The following is a 17,884-nucleotide window of genomic DNA, read 5'->3' as shown; positions in this document are numbered from 1 at the left end:
CTTATTTACCTACTTTTTGGGGACAAAGGTGCTCGCCAGGTCGGCAATATCATCAACACTTTTTGCCAATTGTTCCATTTGTTCGGCGACATTATCAGTTTGCTGCCAAGTCGATTCGGTATTTTGTGCAATATCTGTTAAGTGGCTATTTATTTCGTGAGACACGCAAGACTGCTCTTCAGCTGCCGTAGCTATTTGAGTTGCCGCTTGGTTAATATTTTGCATTTTTTCGACTACTGAATTAATTTGCTGATGAGATGCCTGGGCACTATCAACACAGAACTGTGCTTCATCTTTATTTTTATTCATCAAGGCGACCCATTCCTCTATAGTATTAAGCATAATGGTTAAGCGTTGATGAATTTTTACAGCTGAATCTTGAGTGCGTGATGACAAATTTCGTACTTCATCGGCAACGACGGCAAAACCTCGGCCGTGTTCACCTGCACGAGCAGCTTCAATAGCTGCATTTAATGCTAATAAATTTGTTTGGTCAGCAATTGATTGAATTTCTTCCATCAAGGCACCGACGTTATTCGCCGACTGCGTTAAGCTATCAGCTGAGCTTGATGCACTTTCTACTGATTGTGCTAAATGACTTATTTTGTCACTAGTTTCATAAATGCTTTGCTGAGATTGCTCACAGTGTTCGAAAGTGATTTCTAATTCGCTGGCAACATTAACCGTGTTTTGTGCAATATCTTGTGTAGAATTTTGCATTTGATTCATCGCGGTACTGAGCTGTTCTAAATCATTTTTCTGCTGTGCTAATGTTGTTCTAGTATCTGTTAAACCTTGACTTACCTTTGCCATAACGGCTCTTATTGGTTTAGCAGCGTCAAGCGTACGCTCAATAATGGCTTTGATTTTGGTTTTTAACAGTAAGAAATTAAAATCAAAAACGCTGGCGGTGCCTTTACCGAAATACACCTTACGAGATACTGAGTCAAATACGCTTTGCATACGCTGAGCACGCATAGCGGTCGGAATGATATCAGACCAAAAAACGAGAACTGGGGTAATGGCGCTAAGTCCTGCGACGATAGAGGCGAACAAGCCTAGCTGAGTAAAAATAAAGCCTTGCGCGATAATGGACAGTAAAACTAGAAAAGCAAACTTATGGTTTTTAGTAAACTCAAAGGTTATCCAGTTGTTATTTTTATTTAGTGCTTGATAGATCTGTTCTGCATTGCTCGCAAGGGAAGTATCTGCGATGGAGCTAATACATTGGAAACCCGTTATTTTATTTTGACTGTATTGCGGGGTAATAAAAACATCTAGCCAAATTTTATTACCTGTTTTGCTTTTTAGCTGTAATAAACCGTGCCATGAAAAACCTTTTGCTAAGGTTGCTGATAGCTCATCAAGCACAACTTTAGGCATTTGTTCATGAGTTAAACTACGAGTATCAGTATTGAGTAATTCACTTTCTTGGTAGCCAGTTGTTTGGCAGTATGCTTGATTTACATAGGTATAATTACCCTTCAAGTCGGTAACGGTAATTAATTGTTTCATAGTAGATGACATAAATTGCACAACTTAAAGTGGTTAAGTTAATAATAACAGTGATAAAACGTTATTGTTTTGATCTATATCGGCAGCAGAGAATGAACTTTAATAAATTTTTAGTAAACTATATAAGTTATACCCGCTACCAATCAAGATTTAGGTTTCAGAGTGCTTGAGCAATTTCAATACAAGGCGCTGTGATGAAATAATGGTTATTCAGGAGAATATGCTCCTGCATTCACTAATAACACCATCCATGTAGCGCCATTATAAATCACAGCAACGATGAAGTGATGTTGCTCAAGCGCTTCTTCGATGGGTTTTAAATGACTTTATACTGCGTCGAATAATCAAAGCATAGAGTGACTATGCTTAAATCCTTCTTCTTGTCTAAAGTCACTTAAATTCCCACTGAAAACCTGCACTTTGAATGGTAACGGGTATAGACCAATGATTTAGTAAAGCGGTCTTATATTAATTAGCCTAATTTTTCATGGCATTAGAGTTTTCTAATTTGATTAACTTAGAAAGTATTTGTTTAAGTAGCTCTCCACCCAACTGATTACTCTCTAGACCATTTTCATTACCAAAACTGCCTAACTGTATATTTTTAAACTGCTTAGTTTGCGTTTTATTTTCATTAATAACGGTTAGGGTCAAGTCATCAATAATCACTGAACTTATTTTTACTCGTGTTAATGCTTTTCCTAATAGGCGTTTTTTCTGCTTAGCTTCATTGGAGGCGATTATCGCTTGGTTGGTTTCAACCGTTTGTACTTGTGGCTTGGTGTCTAACTCCTCTAAGGCCAATTTTTCGCTTCGTTCAGGGTACATTTTTGCATAAAGTCCTGCACTGATTTGTGGATATAAAGCGGGGTAATCAGTGGCTAGCTGGGCATTAATGCGATCAAACAAAACTTCTAAATTAGTTTTACCTGTTTCACTTGTTTTAGAAATCTCAGACCAAGCCTGTAAACTGCCTAGGCGAAGTTCTTCAATGTGAACAATAGTGGTTGTTTTTTTCTGTATGCTGGGCGAATCAAGCTGGCGGGTGGGTACTTTTGCCAGTTGTGCACTAATAGTATCTGCTTTAAAAAGTAAAGGCTGGATTAAGCCATCAATATTGCTCAGAGAAAAGTCAGTGAAGTTAGTGATGCCGGTATTATCGGAGTAATCAGCACTGAGTAGTTTTGCTTCTTGAGAACTATAGTAGTGACTCTGCAATATCACTTGGCTTTTGAGGTAATCATTTAAAGAGCTATTGGCGAGATACCATAACATGGTGCTAAAAAATAATAATAAGGCAAAGGCTAGTACGGCTAATTTGTTCAAGGGGTTATCTCATTTGCATTAATTTGCGTTAAGTGGTTAATATTTTAAGCTAAGTTACCGTCTAGGTAAATGCTATTAAGTAGGCTATAGGTTATAGTATTTGTGTACAACTATACCCAAACCACTTGAAGCTGCGTATTTCAGGGTACCTGAGCGTCTTATGATCAAGGCGCCTCTTTTTATTAATGGTTATTCCCTTAAAAAACGAGGCAACGAAGAGCATAACTTGCTCAGGAGTCCCCACAGGGCTGATTTAGAAACGCTTTATGCTACGTTATTGATTTCGACAATAGAATAACTATTCTTTTCAATCAATGCCTTGCCTAAAGGTGTTTCTAATTTCAGCTGAAACCTGCATCTTCATGTAGTGTGGGTATAGACGCTTTATACTTCACTATCAATATGCTACTAGAGAATTTTATGCCAAATAAGTCTGTGTCTACAGCACCTGCAAGTACTCCGACTCTCATCAGCCGTTTACCCCTATTTATTATCGTTGCCATCCTAGTGGCCTTAATTACTTATTTGCAATGGCCAGAAGCTAAGCAAGAAAAAAGTACATTCAAGCGTGTCGTTGCGGTAAAAATGGTGCCGGTATTACTTGCCGAATTTATTGAAAGCGTTGAAGCCGTTGGTACAGCGAGAGCCAATGAGCAAGTTGTTATTACCAGTAAATATTCAGACCTTGTTGATGAGATTTACTTTGATGATGGTCAGCGAGTTAAAAAAGGCGCTAAGTTAGTTAAATTGAATAACCAAGAAGAGCTGGCAAAGGTTAATGAATTAAAAGCTAATTTGTCAGAATCACAGGCGCATTTAAAGCGATTATCTGAGTTACTTGCCAGTCGAGCTACTTCAAAATCTTTAGTCGAGCAACAAGAAGCAAAAACCAAGGCGATTGAAGCACAACTCGTTAGTGCACGCGCTAAATTAAATGACTTAACTATTCGTGCCCCATTTGCTGGCGTATTGGGTTTTCGTGAGGCAAGTAAAGGTGCTTATATTGATGCCGGTGATGTCATTACTAGTTTAGATGACTTGAGTATTATCAAAGTTGATTTTCACTTACCTGAGCGTTTACTAACCCATATTCATGTTGGACAACAAGTGAGTGCGGTAAACAGCGCTTATAAAGATAAAGAGTTTATAGGTAAAATAACGGCCATTGATAGCCGAATTGACTCAAGTACGCGAAGTATTAAAGTGCGCGCCACTATCAGTAATAAAGCATTAAAACTTCACCCTGGCATGTTGCTCAATATTAGTGTGTTATTACAAGTAGAGAATATATTACAGTTACCTGAAAGCAGTATCATTCCTATTGAAGATATCCATTATGTCTTTGTTGAAAAGGAAGGGAAAGCGATACGAAAAGCAATCAAAATTGGTCGACGTCACCCTGGAGTAGTGGAAGTTCTATCAGGTTTGGTTGAAGGCGAACATGTGGTTGTTGAAGGGGCACTTAAACTGCGAGATGGCTATGCTGTCAATATCATTGGTCAAGTAGCTGAAGTTGAGGCTGAGGCTGAGGCAGGAAATAAGCCAACCAAGTCAGCTAAGGAAAAGGCCAACAAAACTCCCGCTGAAAACGGGAGCAAAACCTAGTGATCCTTTCTGACTTATCGGTTAAAAGACCTGTTTTTGCTACGGTATTAAACTTACTTATTATAACTTTTGGCATTGTTGCTTTTTTAATGTTGCCGTTACGCGAATATCCGGATATTGATCCGCCTATTGTTAATATTAGTACCACATACCCGGGGGCTTCTGCTGCCATTGTTGAAACCAAAATCACTCAATTACTTGAAGATAGAATTAGCGGTATTGAGGGGGTTAAAACCATCAACTCTAATAGTCGTGTTGGTCGTTCAAGTATTACCATTGAGTTTAATTTAGATCGCGATATTGATGCCGCGACAAATGATGTGCGTGATCGTATCTCTCGTGCATTAAATAATCTACCAGAGCAATCTGATCCTCCTGAAGTATCAAAAGCCAATGACGATGAAAGCGTGATTGTGTGGTTCGTTTTACAAAGTGAAACCATGAGCACCTTAGCGCTTACCGATTACGCTAATCGTTACATCGTTGACCGTTTTGCCGTGGTTGATGGCGTTGCCCGTGTTCGTGTTGGCGGCGGTCGTACCTATGCCATGAAGATTCGCTTGAATCGTGCTTCTATGGCTGCGCGTGATATTACCGTACAAGATATTGAAAGTACCTTACGTGACGAGAATGTTGAGCTACCCGCAGGGCGTATAGAGTCAATAGACAGAGATTTCTCTATTCGCGTTGAGCGTAGCTACTTAACCGAGCAAGACTTTGCCAATATGGTGATTAATCACTCTGAGAGTAAGTCAGTTGTGCGATTAGGTGATGTTGCTGAAGTATTCATTGGTGCACAAGATGATGAAAATATGTTCCGCGGCAATGGTAAAAATATGGTGGGCTTGGGGGTAATAAAACAGTCTAAAGCCAATACCTTGGACGTGGTTAAAACGGCTAGGAAAGAAATGATCGCTATTCGTGATTCACTTCCTGTGGGAACAACCATCACCAATAGTTATGATAGCTCTGTGTTTATTCAAGGCTCTATCGATGAAGTGTATAACACCTTAATTATTGCCATGGTTATGGTGGTCTTAGTAATCTTTTTATTCTTAGGTAACGTTCGCGCTACGTTAATTCCTGCGGTTACGGTACCTGTTGCCTTAATTGGTTCAATGATGGCGCTATCTTGGTTTGGTTTTTCCATTAACTTACTTACATTATTGGCTTTAGTGCTCGCTATTGGTCTTGTTGTTGATGATGCCATTGTCGTACTTGAAAATATTTACCGTCGCATTGAAAATGGTCAAGCGCCATTAATGGCTGCGTATGAAGGGGGGAGGGAAGTCGCTTTTGCGGTTATTGCTACCACGCTAGTATTGGTTGCTGTATTTGTCCCACTGGTCTTTCTCTCTGGCAATATGGGGCGTTTGTTTACCGAATTTGCCATTGCTATCGCCGCAGCTGTTGTTTTTTCAAGTCTTACCGCTTTATCACTTACGCCCATGATGTGCTCAAAAATGTTAAAGCATAGAGAGCGAAGCTCTTCATTTGGACAAAAGCTTGATCGCGCATTTGCTCGCTTTGAAGCCGCTTATGGCCGTGCATTAGCCAGTAGTATTCATCAGCCATTATTAATTGTACTTGTGCTGGGCTTATCATTAGCTGCAGTATTTTTGTTGTTTAATAAATTACCTTCTGAATATACGCCTAAAGAAGACAGGGGGAATTTCTTCTTAATTATGCAAGGCGCTGAAGGGGCTAGTTATGAAAGTAACGTAAAGAATATGCATAAGATTGAAGAGAAGCTTTTAGGTTATCAAGCTGAGGGGGAATTAGACCGTGTGTTAGTACGTGTTCCTGGTTTTGGTGGCAGTGGTGGTATTGCTATTGTTGGTCTACCTGAGTGGGATAAACGAAGTATTGATACCTTTAGTTTTATTAACAAACTAAATCGTGATGTGCAAAATGTTACGGATGTACGTGCTTTTGCTATTATGCGCCGTGGCATTGGTGGCGGCGGTGGTAGTAATGCGCCAGTGTCTTTTGTTCTTCAAGGGAATACCTTTGCAGAGCTGGCTCAGTGGCGTGATATTTTGATCACGGAAGCGCAAAAGAACCCTAACTTGTCGAATATTAATAGTGATTATAAAGAAACGTATCCTCAGTTATTAGTACAAATAGATCGTGAACGTGCCTATGATTTAGGTGTGCCAGTAGGAGACATAGCACAAACGTTAGAGACTATGTTAGGTCAACGTCGCGTTACTTCCTTTGTTGATCGTGGTGAAGAATATGATGTAATTGTTGAGGGGGATGAAAAACAATTTCAAAGCCCGACTGATATCGATAATCTTTATGTACGTTCTCGAACCACGGAAAAACTAATTCCACTCGCTAACTTACTTACTATTGCTGAGAATGCGACTTCATCGAGGCTCAACCGTTATAATCGCTTACGTAGTATCACTGTTACTGCGAACTTAGCCGACGGTTATGCCTTAGGTGATGCATTAGATTTTCTAGTTGAAGTAACTAAAAATAAACTGCCAGAGCATGTACAAGTTGATTATAAAGGTGAGTCTTTATTATTAAAAGAGTCAGGTAATTCTATCTTGTTTGTTTTCTTGCTTGCGCTATTAATTACTTATTTGGTGTTAGCTGCGCAGTTCGAAAGTTTTATTCATCCTTTTGTTATATTACTTACCGTGCCACTGGCGCTGGTAGGAGCCCTTGCTGGGTTAGAACTTATGGGCATGAGCTTAAATATCTATAGTCAAATTGGCATTGTTATGTTGATTGGTTTAGCGGCAAAAAATGGTATTTTAATTGTTGAGTTTGCTAACCAGTTACGTGATAGAGGTATTGCTTTTGAAGAGGCGTTAATCAGTGCCGCGCAGCAAAGACTGCGTCCAATTGTCATGACTACTTTTACCACAGTAACCAGTGCAATACCTTTAGTGTTAGCCGTTGGGCCTGGTGCTGAAAGTCGTATGGTTATCGGTGTGGTTATTTTTGCTGGCGTATCATTAGCAAGTATATTTACCTTGTTCATTGTGCCGGGTGCATATTATTGGTTATGTCGTAATACCGGCTCACCGCAAGCTATTGCCAATGAAATTGAAAAGGCTGAGCAACTAGGATAATGACAATGTTCTATTTAGGTGAACTTATCTTGGTGTATTAATAACTAACAACCAAATAACAAGCTGATAAATGAAAAAAAGCCTTAGTAGACGAGAGTCGCTAGGGCTTTTTACATTCAACATTGTTAATGAATATGTTTTGTCAGCATGTTTATTAGTATCAATTTATAATCATTAATTAATCAGAGTCAGTTGTTAAAAATTATATTTTAAATGCTTGAACTTGATTCGTCAGTTCTACTGCTAAAGCCGCCAATTCGTCACTCGCAGAAGATATTTCTTTAGTACTTTCACCCGTTTCAATTGAAATGTTGCTTATCTCTGTTGCTTGTTGGTTTATATCTCGCGCAACTGAGCTTTGTTGTTGTGTGGCAGTAGATATTTGAATATTCATATCAGAGATCATTGCTACAGATGACTCAACTTCGGTTAATGACTGTGTTACTTCATTCGTTTTATCAACGATGAGCTGGGCTTGTGTTGTACCTGCAACCATAGAGTTTGTTGCAGCACTTACATTTAACTCTAATGACTTAATCATTTTTTCGATTTCTACCGTCGAATTTTGTGTATTTTGTGCTAAATTCCTCACTTCATCAGCGACTACTGCAAAACCCCGACCTTGATCTCCTGCTCTCGCTGCTTCTATTGCTGCATTTAGTGCGAGCAAATTTGTTTGATCGGCAATGCCTTTAATGGTGACCAAAATATTCGCGATATCTTTGGTTCCCGCTTGAACGTCATCAATTAAAACTTTAGATTTAGTGATGTCATCTGATAATTGGAGGATTTGGTCTATGGTTTGATTGACTGCAATAGAGCTAATCTTGACTAGTTTGGTTGAAGTATCTGCTGCATTTGACGCTTCAGCAGTATTTTGTGTTACTTCGTCAATTGAAACACTCATCTCATTTATTGCGGTAGCAACTTGCTCTGTTGCTTGGTGTTGTCGAGATACATTTGTATTGGTTAACTCGGTAATGCTGGATAGTTCTTGAGAAGCAGTGGCTTGCTGATCGGCAGAACTCGAAATATGTTCAATCATATCCTTCAACTTAGCTATCATGTCGTGCATCGCCTGTTGCAATAAGCCTAACTCATCACTTTGATTAACGACTATCTTTGCCGTCAAATCACCTGACGAGACTCGTTGTGCTATAGCAACCGCCTGCACGATAGGGCCACTGATGTTTTTAGCAATTAAAATTGCTATAAACCCAATAACGACCGATACTGCGGCGACAATGCCTGTTGATATATTAATAAGATTATTGGACGTTTCAAAAGCTTCTGCTTCATCAATTTCTGCAATAAGTGCCCATTTAAAGTCTCCCAAATCTACCGTGGTAAACGAAGATAGTACGCTGTTACCGTTGTAATCAATAATAATACGGCTTGCAGTCTCACCGTTAAATGCCGATTTTACCGCATCGGTATTCACTCCATTATTACTAATATCACCAGCAAAAGATGCAATAACTGAATGTCCTTTGGGATCTAAATAAGAGTCTGAACGCATTCTCTGGTCTTCACCTACGAGGTATGTTTCTCCGGTATCGCCCATGCCATCACGTTGCTGCATGATTTCATTAACTTTATTTAAAGGGAATTGTAGAGCAATATAACCTATGTGCTTTCCACTTAAGTTAATTAGCTTTGTCATCATAAACGCAGCGGGCTCATCGTTGGATGGTGGGTAAGGTTTGAAGTCGGTAACTGATATTTCAGTTACGCCATTTTGTTGTGTTTTTTGAAATACATCGCCTAGACTAGTTTGGTTAATGTGAGATTGAGGAATATTAATACCTAAATCAGACTCTTTTGCGGCGGTAAATACAATGTCACCTTGTAAATTGATAAAAAAGAGATCATACCAAGCATTCACTTTATTAATTTTTATAAAACGATCAGCATATTTATTTTCTGCTTTTCGCCATGCATTACTATCTAAACCAGCAGAAGTTATTGCTTGATCAAAGGCATTGAACGCTTCGGATGCATAAGGATCATCATTTAATACCTGTAAACTGGCTTTTAATGATGAGAGGTAGTTAGATATTTGTGCTTTTTTAATCGAACGTACAGATTCTAATTGGCTAAATGCTTGTGCCTGTATGGAGTCGCTTGCCATATTGATACTGATATAGGCAAAAATAATGAGTGGTGTTAAAGAAAGAGATAGAAATGTAAAAACAAGCTTGTGATTAATTTTTTTAAATTTTAGCATATAAGCTTATACCTTATTTTTGAGGGACCTATATATTTCCTCATCCATTTGGTATATAGAAAAATTTAAGTTAATAACTAACTCATAAACGAAATTATTAACTTATTGTAATAAACGTAGCACGAACTTAATAAAATTTCGCTAATTGATTAAAACTAAATTGAATTACCATGGCCATGCTGGCGAAAAGTATCGGATATGAACTGCTTTTATTTACTGTTTTTTAGTGTTAGTAATTTGCTTTATTGCTAATCAAATTATAGTTATTTCATTGTTTTTGTCAGTGAAATACATCAATAGCCATTCTCTTTATGTCATGTTTTGCTAAGATTTCTTTGGGATGACGCTAACCATTTTAATAGATTTTATGAAAATGAGAAAACATCTGAATTAGACCTTTTAATTACTAAGGTTTTTAAAAGAAATACTCGATTGAAGCAACTTACTCATGGTTTACATATGTAATAATAAAGCTGTGTAAGAGGGGGGCTCCTTTAATTAGATCTCAATAATTATACAAATCATTGCTCGTTTAACTCTAAATGAGCAATATGAAAAATATGGATTGAGCCATTAATGATGTTTCAGACATCTGTATTCAATACGTTATTCTGTATTTTAAGTCGATAAATAGCCTATGGGAAGTGCAGGATAAATAGACTATAAATAGTCAGCATTTTTGCTGTGATGAAATGGTTTCGACGGTAAAGCTTTTATTTTTAATCCCAATATTTCCTGGTACAACTAATACAGTTGACAGGATAATTAATGATTTTTTTCAAATACCTAAAACATCCTGTTTGGAAGTAATTAGGTATAACATGTCGCTTTGACACTCATAAATTATGTAAGGTATATTTGTGAAACAGTTATTCAACCCCGCTATAAATTTAATGAACAATCTGAGTTACCCTCGTAAATTAATTGTACTTGGTGGACTTTCTCTTCTTTCCTTATTGATTGTTTCAATTTCTTTATTAGTCTATTTGTCTGAGTCAATTAGCACCGCTAATCAGCAGTTGGACGGCTTAAAGCAGACACAAAAAACATCAAGATTAATTCAATCACTTCAACAACACCGAGGAATGTCTGCGGCTGTTATTGCAGGTGTTAATGACAGTACTGAAAAACAGATGTCAGTGAATAAGCAAGTTGTTAACAATTTCTTAAAAGTTAGCAATAACTTGCCTTCAGAGTTAAAGCAAGTAGCCAAATGGTCTACAATTGTTGAGCAATGGCAATATTTAGATGCTAATGGAATGACGTTAGCACTTAATGAAAGTTTTAATTTACATACAGAATTAATTCACAATGTAAACTCCCTACAACTGCAAGTGGCTGACTATTATTATTTACTTGTAATGGATGATCTTGATTCTTATTATTTAACAAATAGTTTTTTATTCACCATACCCATTACTTTAGAATTACTTGGCCAGGCACGTGCTGTTGGTGTTTCATATCTGGGTAATAAGGAAGTAAAATTTAGAGGGGAAATGCTATCACTCTTATCAAAGACTATTGTGCCTCTTGATGTCTTTAAAGAGAATGTGGACAAAGTTAAGAGAGAATTGATTTCGGATGGAGAAAGTCTTTCCGCTCAGGAGCTAATTCAATCAATTGAGAGCCATATCAAATTTACCTTAGAAGGGATTTTAGCTGATACCACTTCTTTGAGTTCTCTTGAGCTTTATAATCAATCTACTTCAGTTATTGATGTCGGTTATCAGTTTTTAGATAATTCCCTTTCTTTTACCTTAAGCACTTTACTTCGCAGTCGAGTTAAACAAGCAAACACTCAATTAATTGTAAGTATAGGCTTTTCGTCAGCACTATTTCTTATAGTACTGTACTTTATAATAGGGCTGCATTTATCAACAATTAGAAGTATTAACTCTCTAACTAAAGTTACCGGTAAGTTTTATGGTGGTGATCTTGATGCTCGTGTAACGCTTGATACTCATGATGAGCTCAATAATATAGCGCTTGGATTCAATGAAATGGCGACATCCTTTCAAAATCTAATGATTGATAAAGAAGAAATAAGCTCAAGACTACGCGCTATTATTGATAATTCACCAATAGGAATTTGGTTTACAGGAATAGATGGTCGTTATCATTTCGTCAATAAGACATTTTGTAACTTAGCCGGAATAAAAGAAGAAGATATGCTAAATACTCCTTCATCTAATTTAGCTGAGTTATTGGGCGATGAAATAGCACATCATTGCTTAGATTCCGATAAAGCGGCTTTAGCACAAGATTCTCCTCATGTTTCTTTTGAAACTATTCCCCGTTCAAATGCCAAACCATACATTCTTGAAATTACCAAAGTGAAATTGAAAAATGCACAAGGTGAAGTTGTTGGTTTAATTGGTATCAGCAAAGATATAACAAATAAACGTCAGCAGGAAGAAGATTTAAAACTGGCAGACATTGTCTATCAAAATAGCTCTGAAGCGATGATGATCACCGATAGTAAGAATGAGATTATTGCGATTAATCCCGCTTTATCTGAGATTACTGGTTATAGCTCCAGCGAATTAATCGGAAAAAATCCTAATGTATTTAGTTCTGGAAAGCAAAACCCAGAATTCTATCAATTAATGTGGGAAGAAATAAAGTTAACCGGTACATGGCAAGGTGAAATTTGGAATACTAAGAAAAATGGTAAGGAGTACCCTGAATGGCTTTCAATTAGCACCATTTATGATGATTATGGCAACGTATTTAGACGGATTGCATTATTTTCAGATATAACAGAAAAGAAAAAGAAAGATGCATTGATATTAAGACAAGCTAAGTATGATAGTTTGACTAACTTACCCAATCGAATAATGTTTATTGATAGGTTGGAACAAGAAATTAAGGTATCTCATCGTAAAAATCAAAAGTTCGCTCTAATTTTTATTGATCTAGATAACTTCAAAAAAATAAATGACACTCGGGGTCATGTCTATGGTGATGCACTACTTATTGAGGCCGGAAAACGCATTACTCATTGTATTCGAGAAGTCGACACTGTTGCGCGATTAGGTGGTGATGAGTTTACTATTCTTTTGTCTGACATAGCCGATATACATAATGTTGAATCAATTTGTCAGAAAGTCTTACAGACTTTAAGTGAGCCTTTCTTTATTTCTAAAATGTATACCTATATCTCCGCTAGTTTAGGGGTCACCATCTATCCAAACGATGCAAGCAGCACTTTGGAGCTATTAAAAAATGCTGATCAAGCAATGTATCTTGCTAAGAACCTTGGACGAAATAGATTTTGCTATTTTACCGCCTCAATGCAGGAGGAAGCACTAGATCACTTAGAATTAATTAACGACTTGCGTAAAGCCATTAGTTTGAATCAACTTGAGGTCTTTTATCAACCCATTGTTGAACTACAAACAGGTGTTATTCGCAAAGCAGAAGCCCTGTTGCGATGGAAACATCCAGTGCGAGGCATGGTGAGTCCTGCAGAATTTATTCCACTGGCAGAAGAGTCTGGATTAATCATTGAAATAGGTGATTGGGTATTCAAGCAAACCGTTCAACATATTAATACATGCAAAGACCAGCTTGGTTTAGATATACAAATCAGTGTCAATAAATCACCGGTACAATTTAGAGAATCGATAGACCAATTAGATTGGCTAGCTTACCTTGCTGAAAATCAATTACCTGGTGAAAACATTGTTATTGAAATAACAGAAGGTCTATTAATGAATAATAATACAAGCACAATGGAGCGACTTTCTAAGTTCAGGTCTGCTGGTATTGGCTTGTCTATGGATGATTTTGGAACAGGTTATTCATCACTCTCATACTTGAAAAAGTTTGCACTTGATTATCTTAAGATTGACCAATCGTTTACGAGAAATATAGCGCCAGGCTCTGAGGATATGATTTTGTCTGAAGCTATTATCACCATGGCTCAAAAGTTAGGATTGAAAGTTATAGCAGAAGGTATCGAAACAAAAGAACAGATGGAGTTACTCATTGATGCTGGCTGTGATTATGGTCAAGGATATTATTTCTCAAGGCCTATACCAGCAGAAGATTTTTTACAGTTATTGGCTTCAGATTCTGGTGACCTAGGCATGAAATTAAAGGTTACCAGTGGGGGGGAATCGTCAATGGGCGGGGAGGATTCTTTGTTCAAGGATAATCGATGCTCTCTCTAAAGCAGATCTTTCAATTCAATACGAGCTTAATTCAAAAGGATGAGATATTTTCATGATATTACCTGAATATAATGAAACAGATTTTATGCAAGCCGTTATCAATGCGGCGCCAACGCCTATTTTTTATAAAGATGCACAAGGTCGATATTTAGGATGCAATAAAGCCTTTGAAGAATATATAGGTTTAAACCGTGAGCAATTAATCGGTAAAAGTGTCTTAGAACTCTTTGATGATGAGCTAGCTAGAACTTACTTTGAAGCAGACAATGCGCTATTTGAGAGAAAAGGTACGCAAATTTATGAAGCTAAGGTGGAGTATGCTGATGGTACAACTCACGATGTTATGTTTCACAAGGCTTATTTTCACGCCGAAGGTATCGAAGGCATCGTAGGTTCAATACTTGATATTACTGAGCGAAAAAAAGCTGAAGAATCACTAGAACAACTGGCATTAAGCGATAGCTTAACGGGGTTAGATAATAGATACTCGTTAATGAAAAGTTTAAAACACTCACTGTTACGCCAGCATCGAGAAAACTTTACCTTGGCATTTTTGATGTTAGATTTGGATGGGTTTAAACAGATTAATGATAACTATGGTCACCCTGTAGGAGATGCTCTCTTAATAGAAGTAGCCAACAAGTTAAAGAATCACTTTCGAGAAAGTGATGTCATTGCTAGGGTTGGTGGTGATGAATTTTCTGTAATACTAGAGAATATTCATTCTACCGAGTCGTTAATAGTATTAGCAAATAATATCTTAGCTGAATTTCTTAAACCTTTTGTTATTGATAATAACAAGTTCACGATAGGGATTAGCATTGGTATTGCGACATCATCATTTAGCGAATGCTCATCTGAAGACATTATTAAACATGCAGATGCAGCACTATACCAAGTAAAAAATAGTGGTAAAGGGAGTTATCATTTAACGGTAGTCAATTAGAATACAAATCTGCATAATTTATCGAAGGTTGACTACCTAAATATCAGCTCAATAATCCTTCTGTTTGTGGGGAAATAATATTTTTACTTAAGAACTAGTTGATTGAAATCAGTAAATAAAGGATAACTTTAGACTATAGTTTAATGAATTATTTATTAGTGTGATAAATATAAAACACTAGGAAATATCATGGCTGCTGTGCATCCTAAACTTATCGAAAGTTTAGTAGAACAAACACCAAGAGCAATGATTGCTATGCTAATAGTGTCTTCTGCTTACTTTTGGATATTCATTAAATTTATTCCATTTGAAATTTTAGTTGTCTGGTTTGTTTTTCAAATGTTTTTGGCTATGTATCGTTTCTATAATGCAATAATGTTTAAAAAATATTTAGCACAGAAAACTCATGAAAAAATAGAAAAAAATGAACTATATTTCATGCTTTCTAATGTGTTTCAAGCAGCTATGTGGACAATATCTTCAGTTCTATCCATTGTATATGCACCTCAACCCTATGAGTTGGTTAGCTTGATTATGATCATCGGCATTATAACGGCTGCCGCACTCTCTATGTCATCGCTGTATAAGGCATATTTGCTCTTTTTCTTTTCAATGATAATTCCTCAAATTATTATTATGATTTCCTTTGGAGAACACCAGCATATTGGTTTAGTTGTCTTAATTTTTATTTATATACCCGCTACTATTTTACTTTCAAGAGCCATATACAATAGCCGTTTATCGAGTATTGAAGCGAATGACAGCCTTGAAAAAAGTGTCAATGAATTACATCGATTATCGATAATGGATAACTTAACTAATATATACAATCGACGTTATTTTTTTGAGATGTCCAAGAAATTAATTGCTACAGCATTCAGAGAACAAAAACCAGTTTCACTAATAATGCTTGATATCGATTTATTTAAAAGAGTCAATGATAATTATGGGCACCAAGCTGGAGATTATATTTTAATAGATTTAGTAAAAGAGCTAGAAAAAGTTATACGTAAAAGTGATGTTTTTGCTCGTATCGGCGGTGAAGAATTCACAATTTTACTCAATAATACCTCACTTGAGAGGGCAAAGGTCATTGCTGAGAAAATGCGTTTAACGATAGAAAATAAAGTCTTTATTTATAATACGACTTCGATAGATATAACTATTAGTATTGGTGTGTCTGAACTGAATACAGAAAATACTTCTATTGAAGATTTATATAAGCGAGCAGACAAACAGCTCTATAGAGCTAAACATAAAGGAAGAAATAGAGTCTGTGCGTAATTAACGGCAACACATCATTGAAGTAATATACCTAAATTTAGTGACTATACAGTTAAAAGTAGCATCAGTTTTAAGCTTAGTGCTACTTACTTCACTATCGCGTTTTTCTTTCCAATTGGAACAACTACAACATAGTTCGATTGCAATAAGTGGCTTTTTCAAAATCACTAATGTTCATCGCAATATTAGTAATATCAGGAAACATAGTTGTAAGCATAGTTACCACCAGCTTTGATAAATCAGCTTTTTGCTCAGTTGTCCTGCCTTGCATTATATGAGTAAAAACGTGAATAAAGTCATCAGTTTTATTACCAACAATAAATTTCTTAAAGGGATTTATTCTGACTTTTATATCGCCCTCATCAAATAACCCTGTTGAGTAGGCAATAAGGTGAACTTGTTCGATGATAAATTCTTCTTTATGAGACTCTAATACGCTTTGTGAACAGTCCATTATAAAGTGTGGCATTACTATTCCTCGTTGTGGGGCAATTATTGTTGGTTAGAACCCTTACAATAAGTTATTTTGTTTTAAATGCATAATATAGCTTGGTCTATTGCAAATATATGAGACAATTTAGTTCGCAATAACAATCCAATGGTTCTTTATGAAACTTTTAGTTCGTAACCTTTCTCGCTCAACAACCGAGCAAGAACTTCGTATTTTATTTTCCGCCCATGGCACAGTCGCAGAATGTAGCTTAGTGTTAGACCAAGCAACAGCTAAATCGAAAGGTTTTGCCTTTGTAGAAATGCCTAATGAAGCTGAAGCAAAAGTAGCATTATCTAGTTTGCATGAAACAAGAGTTGCTAAGAATAAGATTCGAGTGAAAATAGCCCAGTAGGATTATTTTTAAAGTCAAAAACCAGCTTTTTCGCTGGTTTTTTTATGTGTAAAACCTTGTATTTATACTTTTTTACTAAGCTCTATACCCAGTTACTTGTAGATGCAGGTTTCAGCTTTAATTAGAGACGATTTTAGGCAAAGCATTGATGACGATATGGAATTAATCACAGATGATTTTCTGATCGCTCCGCGTTTTATCTTGACCATCGTTATTGTTGTCTGTGGTCGCGTAAAGTCGACCTGACCGTGCTACCACTATAGCTCTTGATTTTTCCTCATAGTCTTTCGGGCAATACCTTAGCGTACCATTGCTTAACCCAAACAAATGCCCTGTTGCCTGATAAGTTATTCTGTTTCTATTTTTCGCATATATCAATATGTCACCTGATGTTATAGGGCTCTTTGTGGTAATTAAAAGTTCATTGTTGGCGATATCAAATTGCTGATTATTGTTAGTGTCGATAAATACACTGAGCTCTTCATGCCATTTCACTGAGCATGTGCCGTTGTCTTCTAAGGGGCAGAGAATAACGTTATCTCCGCTATTTATTGCATGATTTCGTGCCGTGAGTAATAAACGGCTAAGACGTGAGATTTCATTATCGACTCGCAGTTGTACAATAAAATCATTGAAACTAGGTAAAGCGATTGTGGTAAGTATGGAGGCAATTCCTATACCTACCATTAGTTCAATTAACGTCATCCCCAACGATAATTTTAATTGATGATAGGTATTAGAAGTTTTTTTCGGTGTGTTTTTGTCACAATTAGATTGAGTATAAAGCATAAAAATTCCATTTTTATTAACTGCCCTGTGTCATTCAGTTATAGATAATAAAAATGGATTATGCGAAGCATTGATAGCCTATC

Annotated in this window: 11 protein-coding genes; 6 read left to right on the top strand and 5 right to left on the bottom strand. The window is 36.7% G+C overall.

The genetic code is table 11. The annotated features are described in order from the left end of the window. Positions 1-9: 9 nt before the first annotated feature. Together CXF79_RS17545 and CXF79_RS17540 are read right to left on the bottom strand one after the other, a co-directional pair. The gene (locus CXF79_RS17545) at positions 10-1,527 is read right to left on the bottom strand and encodes a methyl-accepting chemotaxis protein (RefSeq protein ID WP_101156862.1); all 1,518 of its coding nucleotides are present in this window, start codon (positions 1,525-1,527) and stop codon (positions 10-12) included. A gap of 465 nt (positions 1,528-1,992) precedes the next feature. Then, positions 1,993-2,841 (bottom strand): hypothetical protein, encoded by an 849-nt coding sequence (locus tag CXF79_RS17540; protein WP_011044672.1) that lies wholly within the window; start codon positions 2,839-2,841, stop codon positions 1,993-1,995. Positions 2,842-3,261: 420 nt separating this feature from the next. On the opposite strand from CXF79_RS17540, the gene CXF79_RS17530 reads away from it, so the two are divergent. Both CXF79_RS17530 and CXF79_RS17525 read left to right on the top strand, forming a co-directional pair. Further along, the gene (locus tag CXF79_RS17530; RefSeq protein ID WP_101156858.1) at positions 3,262-4,446 is read left to right on the top strand and encodes an efflux RND transporter periplasmic adaptor subunit; all 1,185 of its coding nucleotides are present in this window, start codon (positions 3,262-3,264) and stop codon (positions 4,444-4,446) included. After that, positions 4,446-7,535, top strand: coding sequence for an efflux RND transporter permease subunit (locus tag CXF79_RS17525; protein ID WP_101156857.1), 3,090 nt, complete (start codon positions 4,446-4,448; stop codon positions 7,533-7,535). The genes CXF79_RS17530 and CXF79_RS17525 overlap by 1 nt, the downstream gene beginning before the upstream one ends. 202 nt (positions 7,536-7,737) lie before the next feature. Here CXF79_RS17525 and CXF79_RS17520 read toward each other — a convergent pair whose 3' ends face one another. Beyond that, positions 7,738-9,762 (bottom strand): methyl-accepting chemotaxis protein, encoded by a 2,025-nt coding sequence (locus CXF79_RS17520; protein ID WP_101156855.1) that lies wholly within the window; start codon positions 9,760-9,762, stop codon positions 7,738-7,740. A gap of 860 nt (positions 9,763-10,622) precedes the next feature. Between CXF79_RS17520 and CXF79_RS17515 the strand changes: the two genes are divergently transcribed. The 3 genes from CXF79_RS17515 to CXF79_RS17505 all read left to right on the top strand — a co-directional run bounded on the left by CXF79_RS17515 (position 10,623) and on the right by CXF79_RS17505 (position 16,167). Next, the gene (locus tag CXF79_RS17515; RefSeq protein WP_101156853.1) at positions 10,623-13,937 is read left to right on the top strand and encodes an EAL domain-containing protein; all 3,315 of its coding nucleotides are present in this window, start codon (positions 10,623-10,625) and stop codon (positions 13,935-13,937) included. A 52-nt stretch (positions 13,938-13,989) separates the two neighbouring features. Further along, complete coding sequence (locus tag CXF79_RS23855) at positions 13,990-14,883, top strand: sensor domain-containing protein (RefSeq protein ID WP_101156850.1); 894 nt, start codon at positions 13,990-13,992, stop codon at positions 14,881-14,883. A gap of 189 nt (positions 14,884-15,072) precedes the next feature. Beyond that, a complete protein-coding gene (locus CXF79_RS17505) occupies positions 15,073-16,167 on the top strand; it encodes a GGDEF domain-containing protein (RefSeq protein WP_101156848.1) in 1,095 nt (364 codons plus the stop codon). 124 nt (positions 16,168-16,291) lie between these two features. Here CXF79_RS17505 and CXF79_RS17500 read toward each other — a convergent pair whose 3' ends face one another. Further along, positions 16,292-16,636 carry a 5-carboxymethyl-2-hydroxymuconate Delta-isomerase gene (locus tag CXF79_RS17500; protein WP_101156846.1) on the bottom strand — a complete coding sequence of 115 codons (345 nt, stop codon included), beginning with the start codon at positions 16,634-16,636 and terminating at the stop codon, positions 16,292-16,294. Positions 16,637-16,775: 139 nt separating this feature from the next. On the opposite strand from CXF79_RS17500, the gene CXF79_RS17495 reads away from it, so the two are divergent. After that, a complete protein-coding gene (locus CXF79_RS17495) occupies positions 16,776-17,012 on the top strand; it encodes an RNA recognition motif domain-containing protein (RefSeq protein WP_011044664.1) in 237 nt (78 codons plus the stop codon). A gap of 162 nt (positions 17,013-17,174) precedes the next feature. Here CXF79_RS17495 and CXF79_RS17490 read toward each other — a convergent pair whose 3' ends face one another. Beyond that, a complete protein-coding gene (locus tag CXF79_RS17490; protein ID WP_101156844.1) occupies positions 17,175-17,801 on the bottom strand; it encodes a GspH/FimT family pseudopilin in 627 nt (208 codons plus the stop codon). Between the last annotated feature and the right edge of the window lie 83 nt (positions 17,802-17,884).

This window comes from Colwellia sp. Bg11-28 (assembly GCF_002836245.1).
Classification (GTDB): domain Bacteria; phylum Pseudomonadota; class Gammaproteobacteria; order Enterobacterales; family Alteromonadaceae; genus Colwellia; species Colwellia psychrerythraea_A.
This window is presented reverse-complemented; position numbering and strand designations above follow the sequence as displayed.

Bases quoted from the DNA above. Each gene is read 5' to 3' on its own strand.
- CXF79_RS17505 (WP_101156848.1), top strand. From the start codon at position 15,073: ATGGCTGCTGTGCATCCTAAACTTATCGAAAGTTTAGTAGAACAAACA.
- CXF79_RS17520 (WP_101156855.1), bottom strand. From the start codon at position 9,762: ATGCTAAAATTTAAAAAAATTAATCACAAGCTTGTTTTTACATTTCTA.
- CXF79_RS17495 (WP_011044664.1), top strand. From the start codon at position 16,776: ATGAAACTTTTAGTTCGTAACCTTTCTCGCTCAACAACCGAGCAAGAA.
- CXF79_RS23855 (WP_101156850.1), top strand. From the start codon at position 13,990: ATGATATTACCTGAATATAATGAAACAGATTTTATGCAAGCCGTTATC.
- CXF79_RS17530 (WP_101156858.1), top strand. From the start codon at position 3,262: ATGCCAAATAAGTCTGTGTCTACAGCACCTGCAAGTACTCCGACTCTC.
- CXF79_RS17545 (WP_101156862.1), bottom strand. From the start codon at position 1,527: ATGTCATCTACTATGAAACAATTAATTACCGTTACCGACTTGAAGGGT.
- CXF79_RS17490 (WP_101156844.1), bottom strand. From the start codon at position 17,801: ATGCTTTATACTCAATCTAATTGTGACAAAAACACACCGAAAAAAACT.
- CXF79_RS17500 (WP_101156846.1), bottom strand. From the start codon at position 16,636: ATGCCACACTTTATAATGGACTGTTCACAAAGCGTATTAGAGTCTCAT.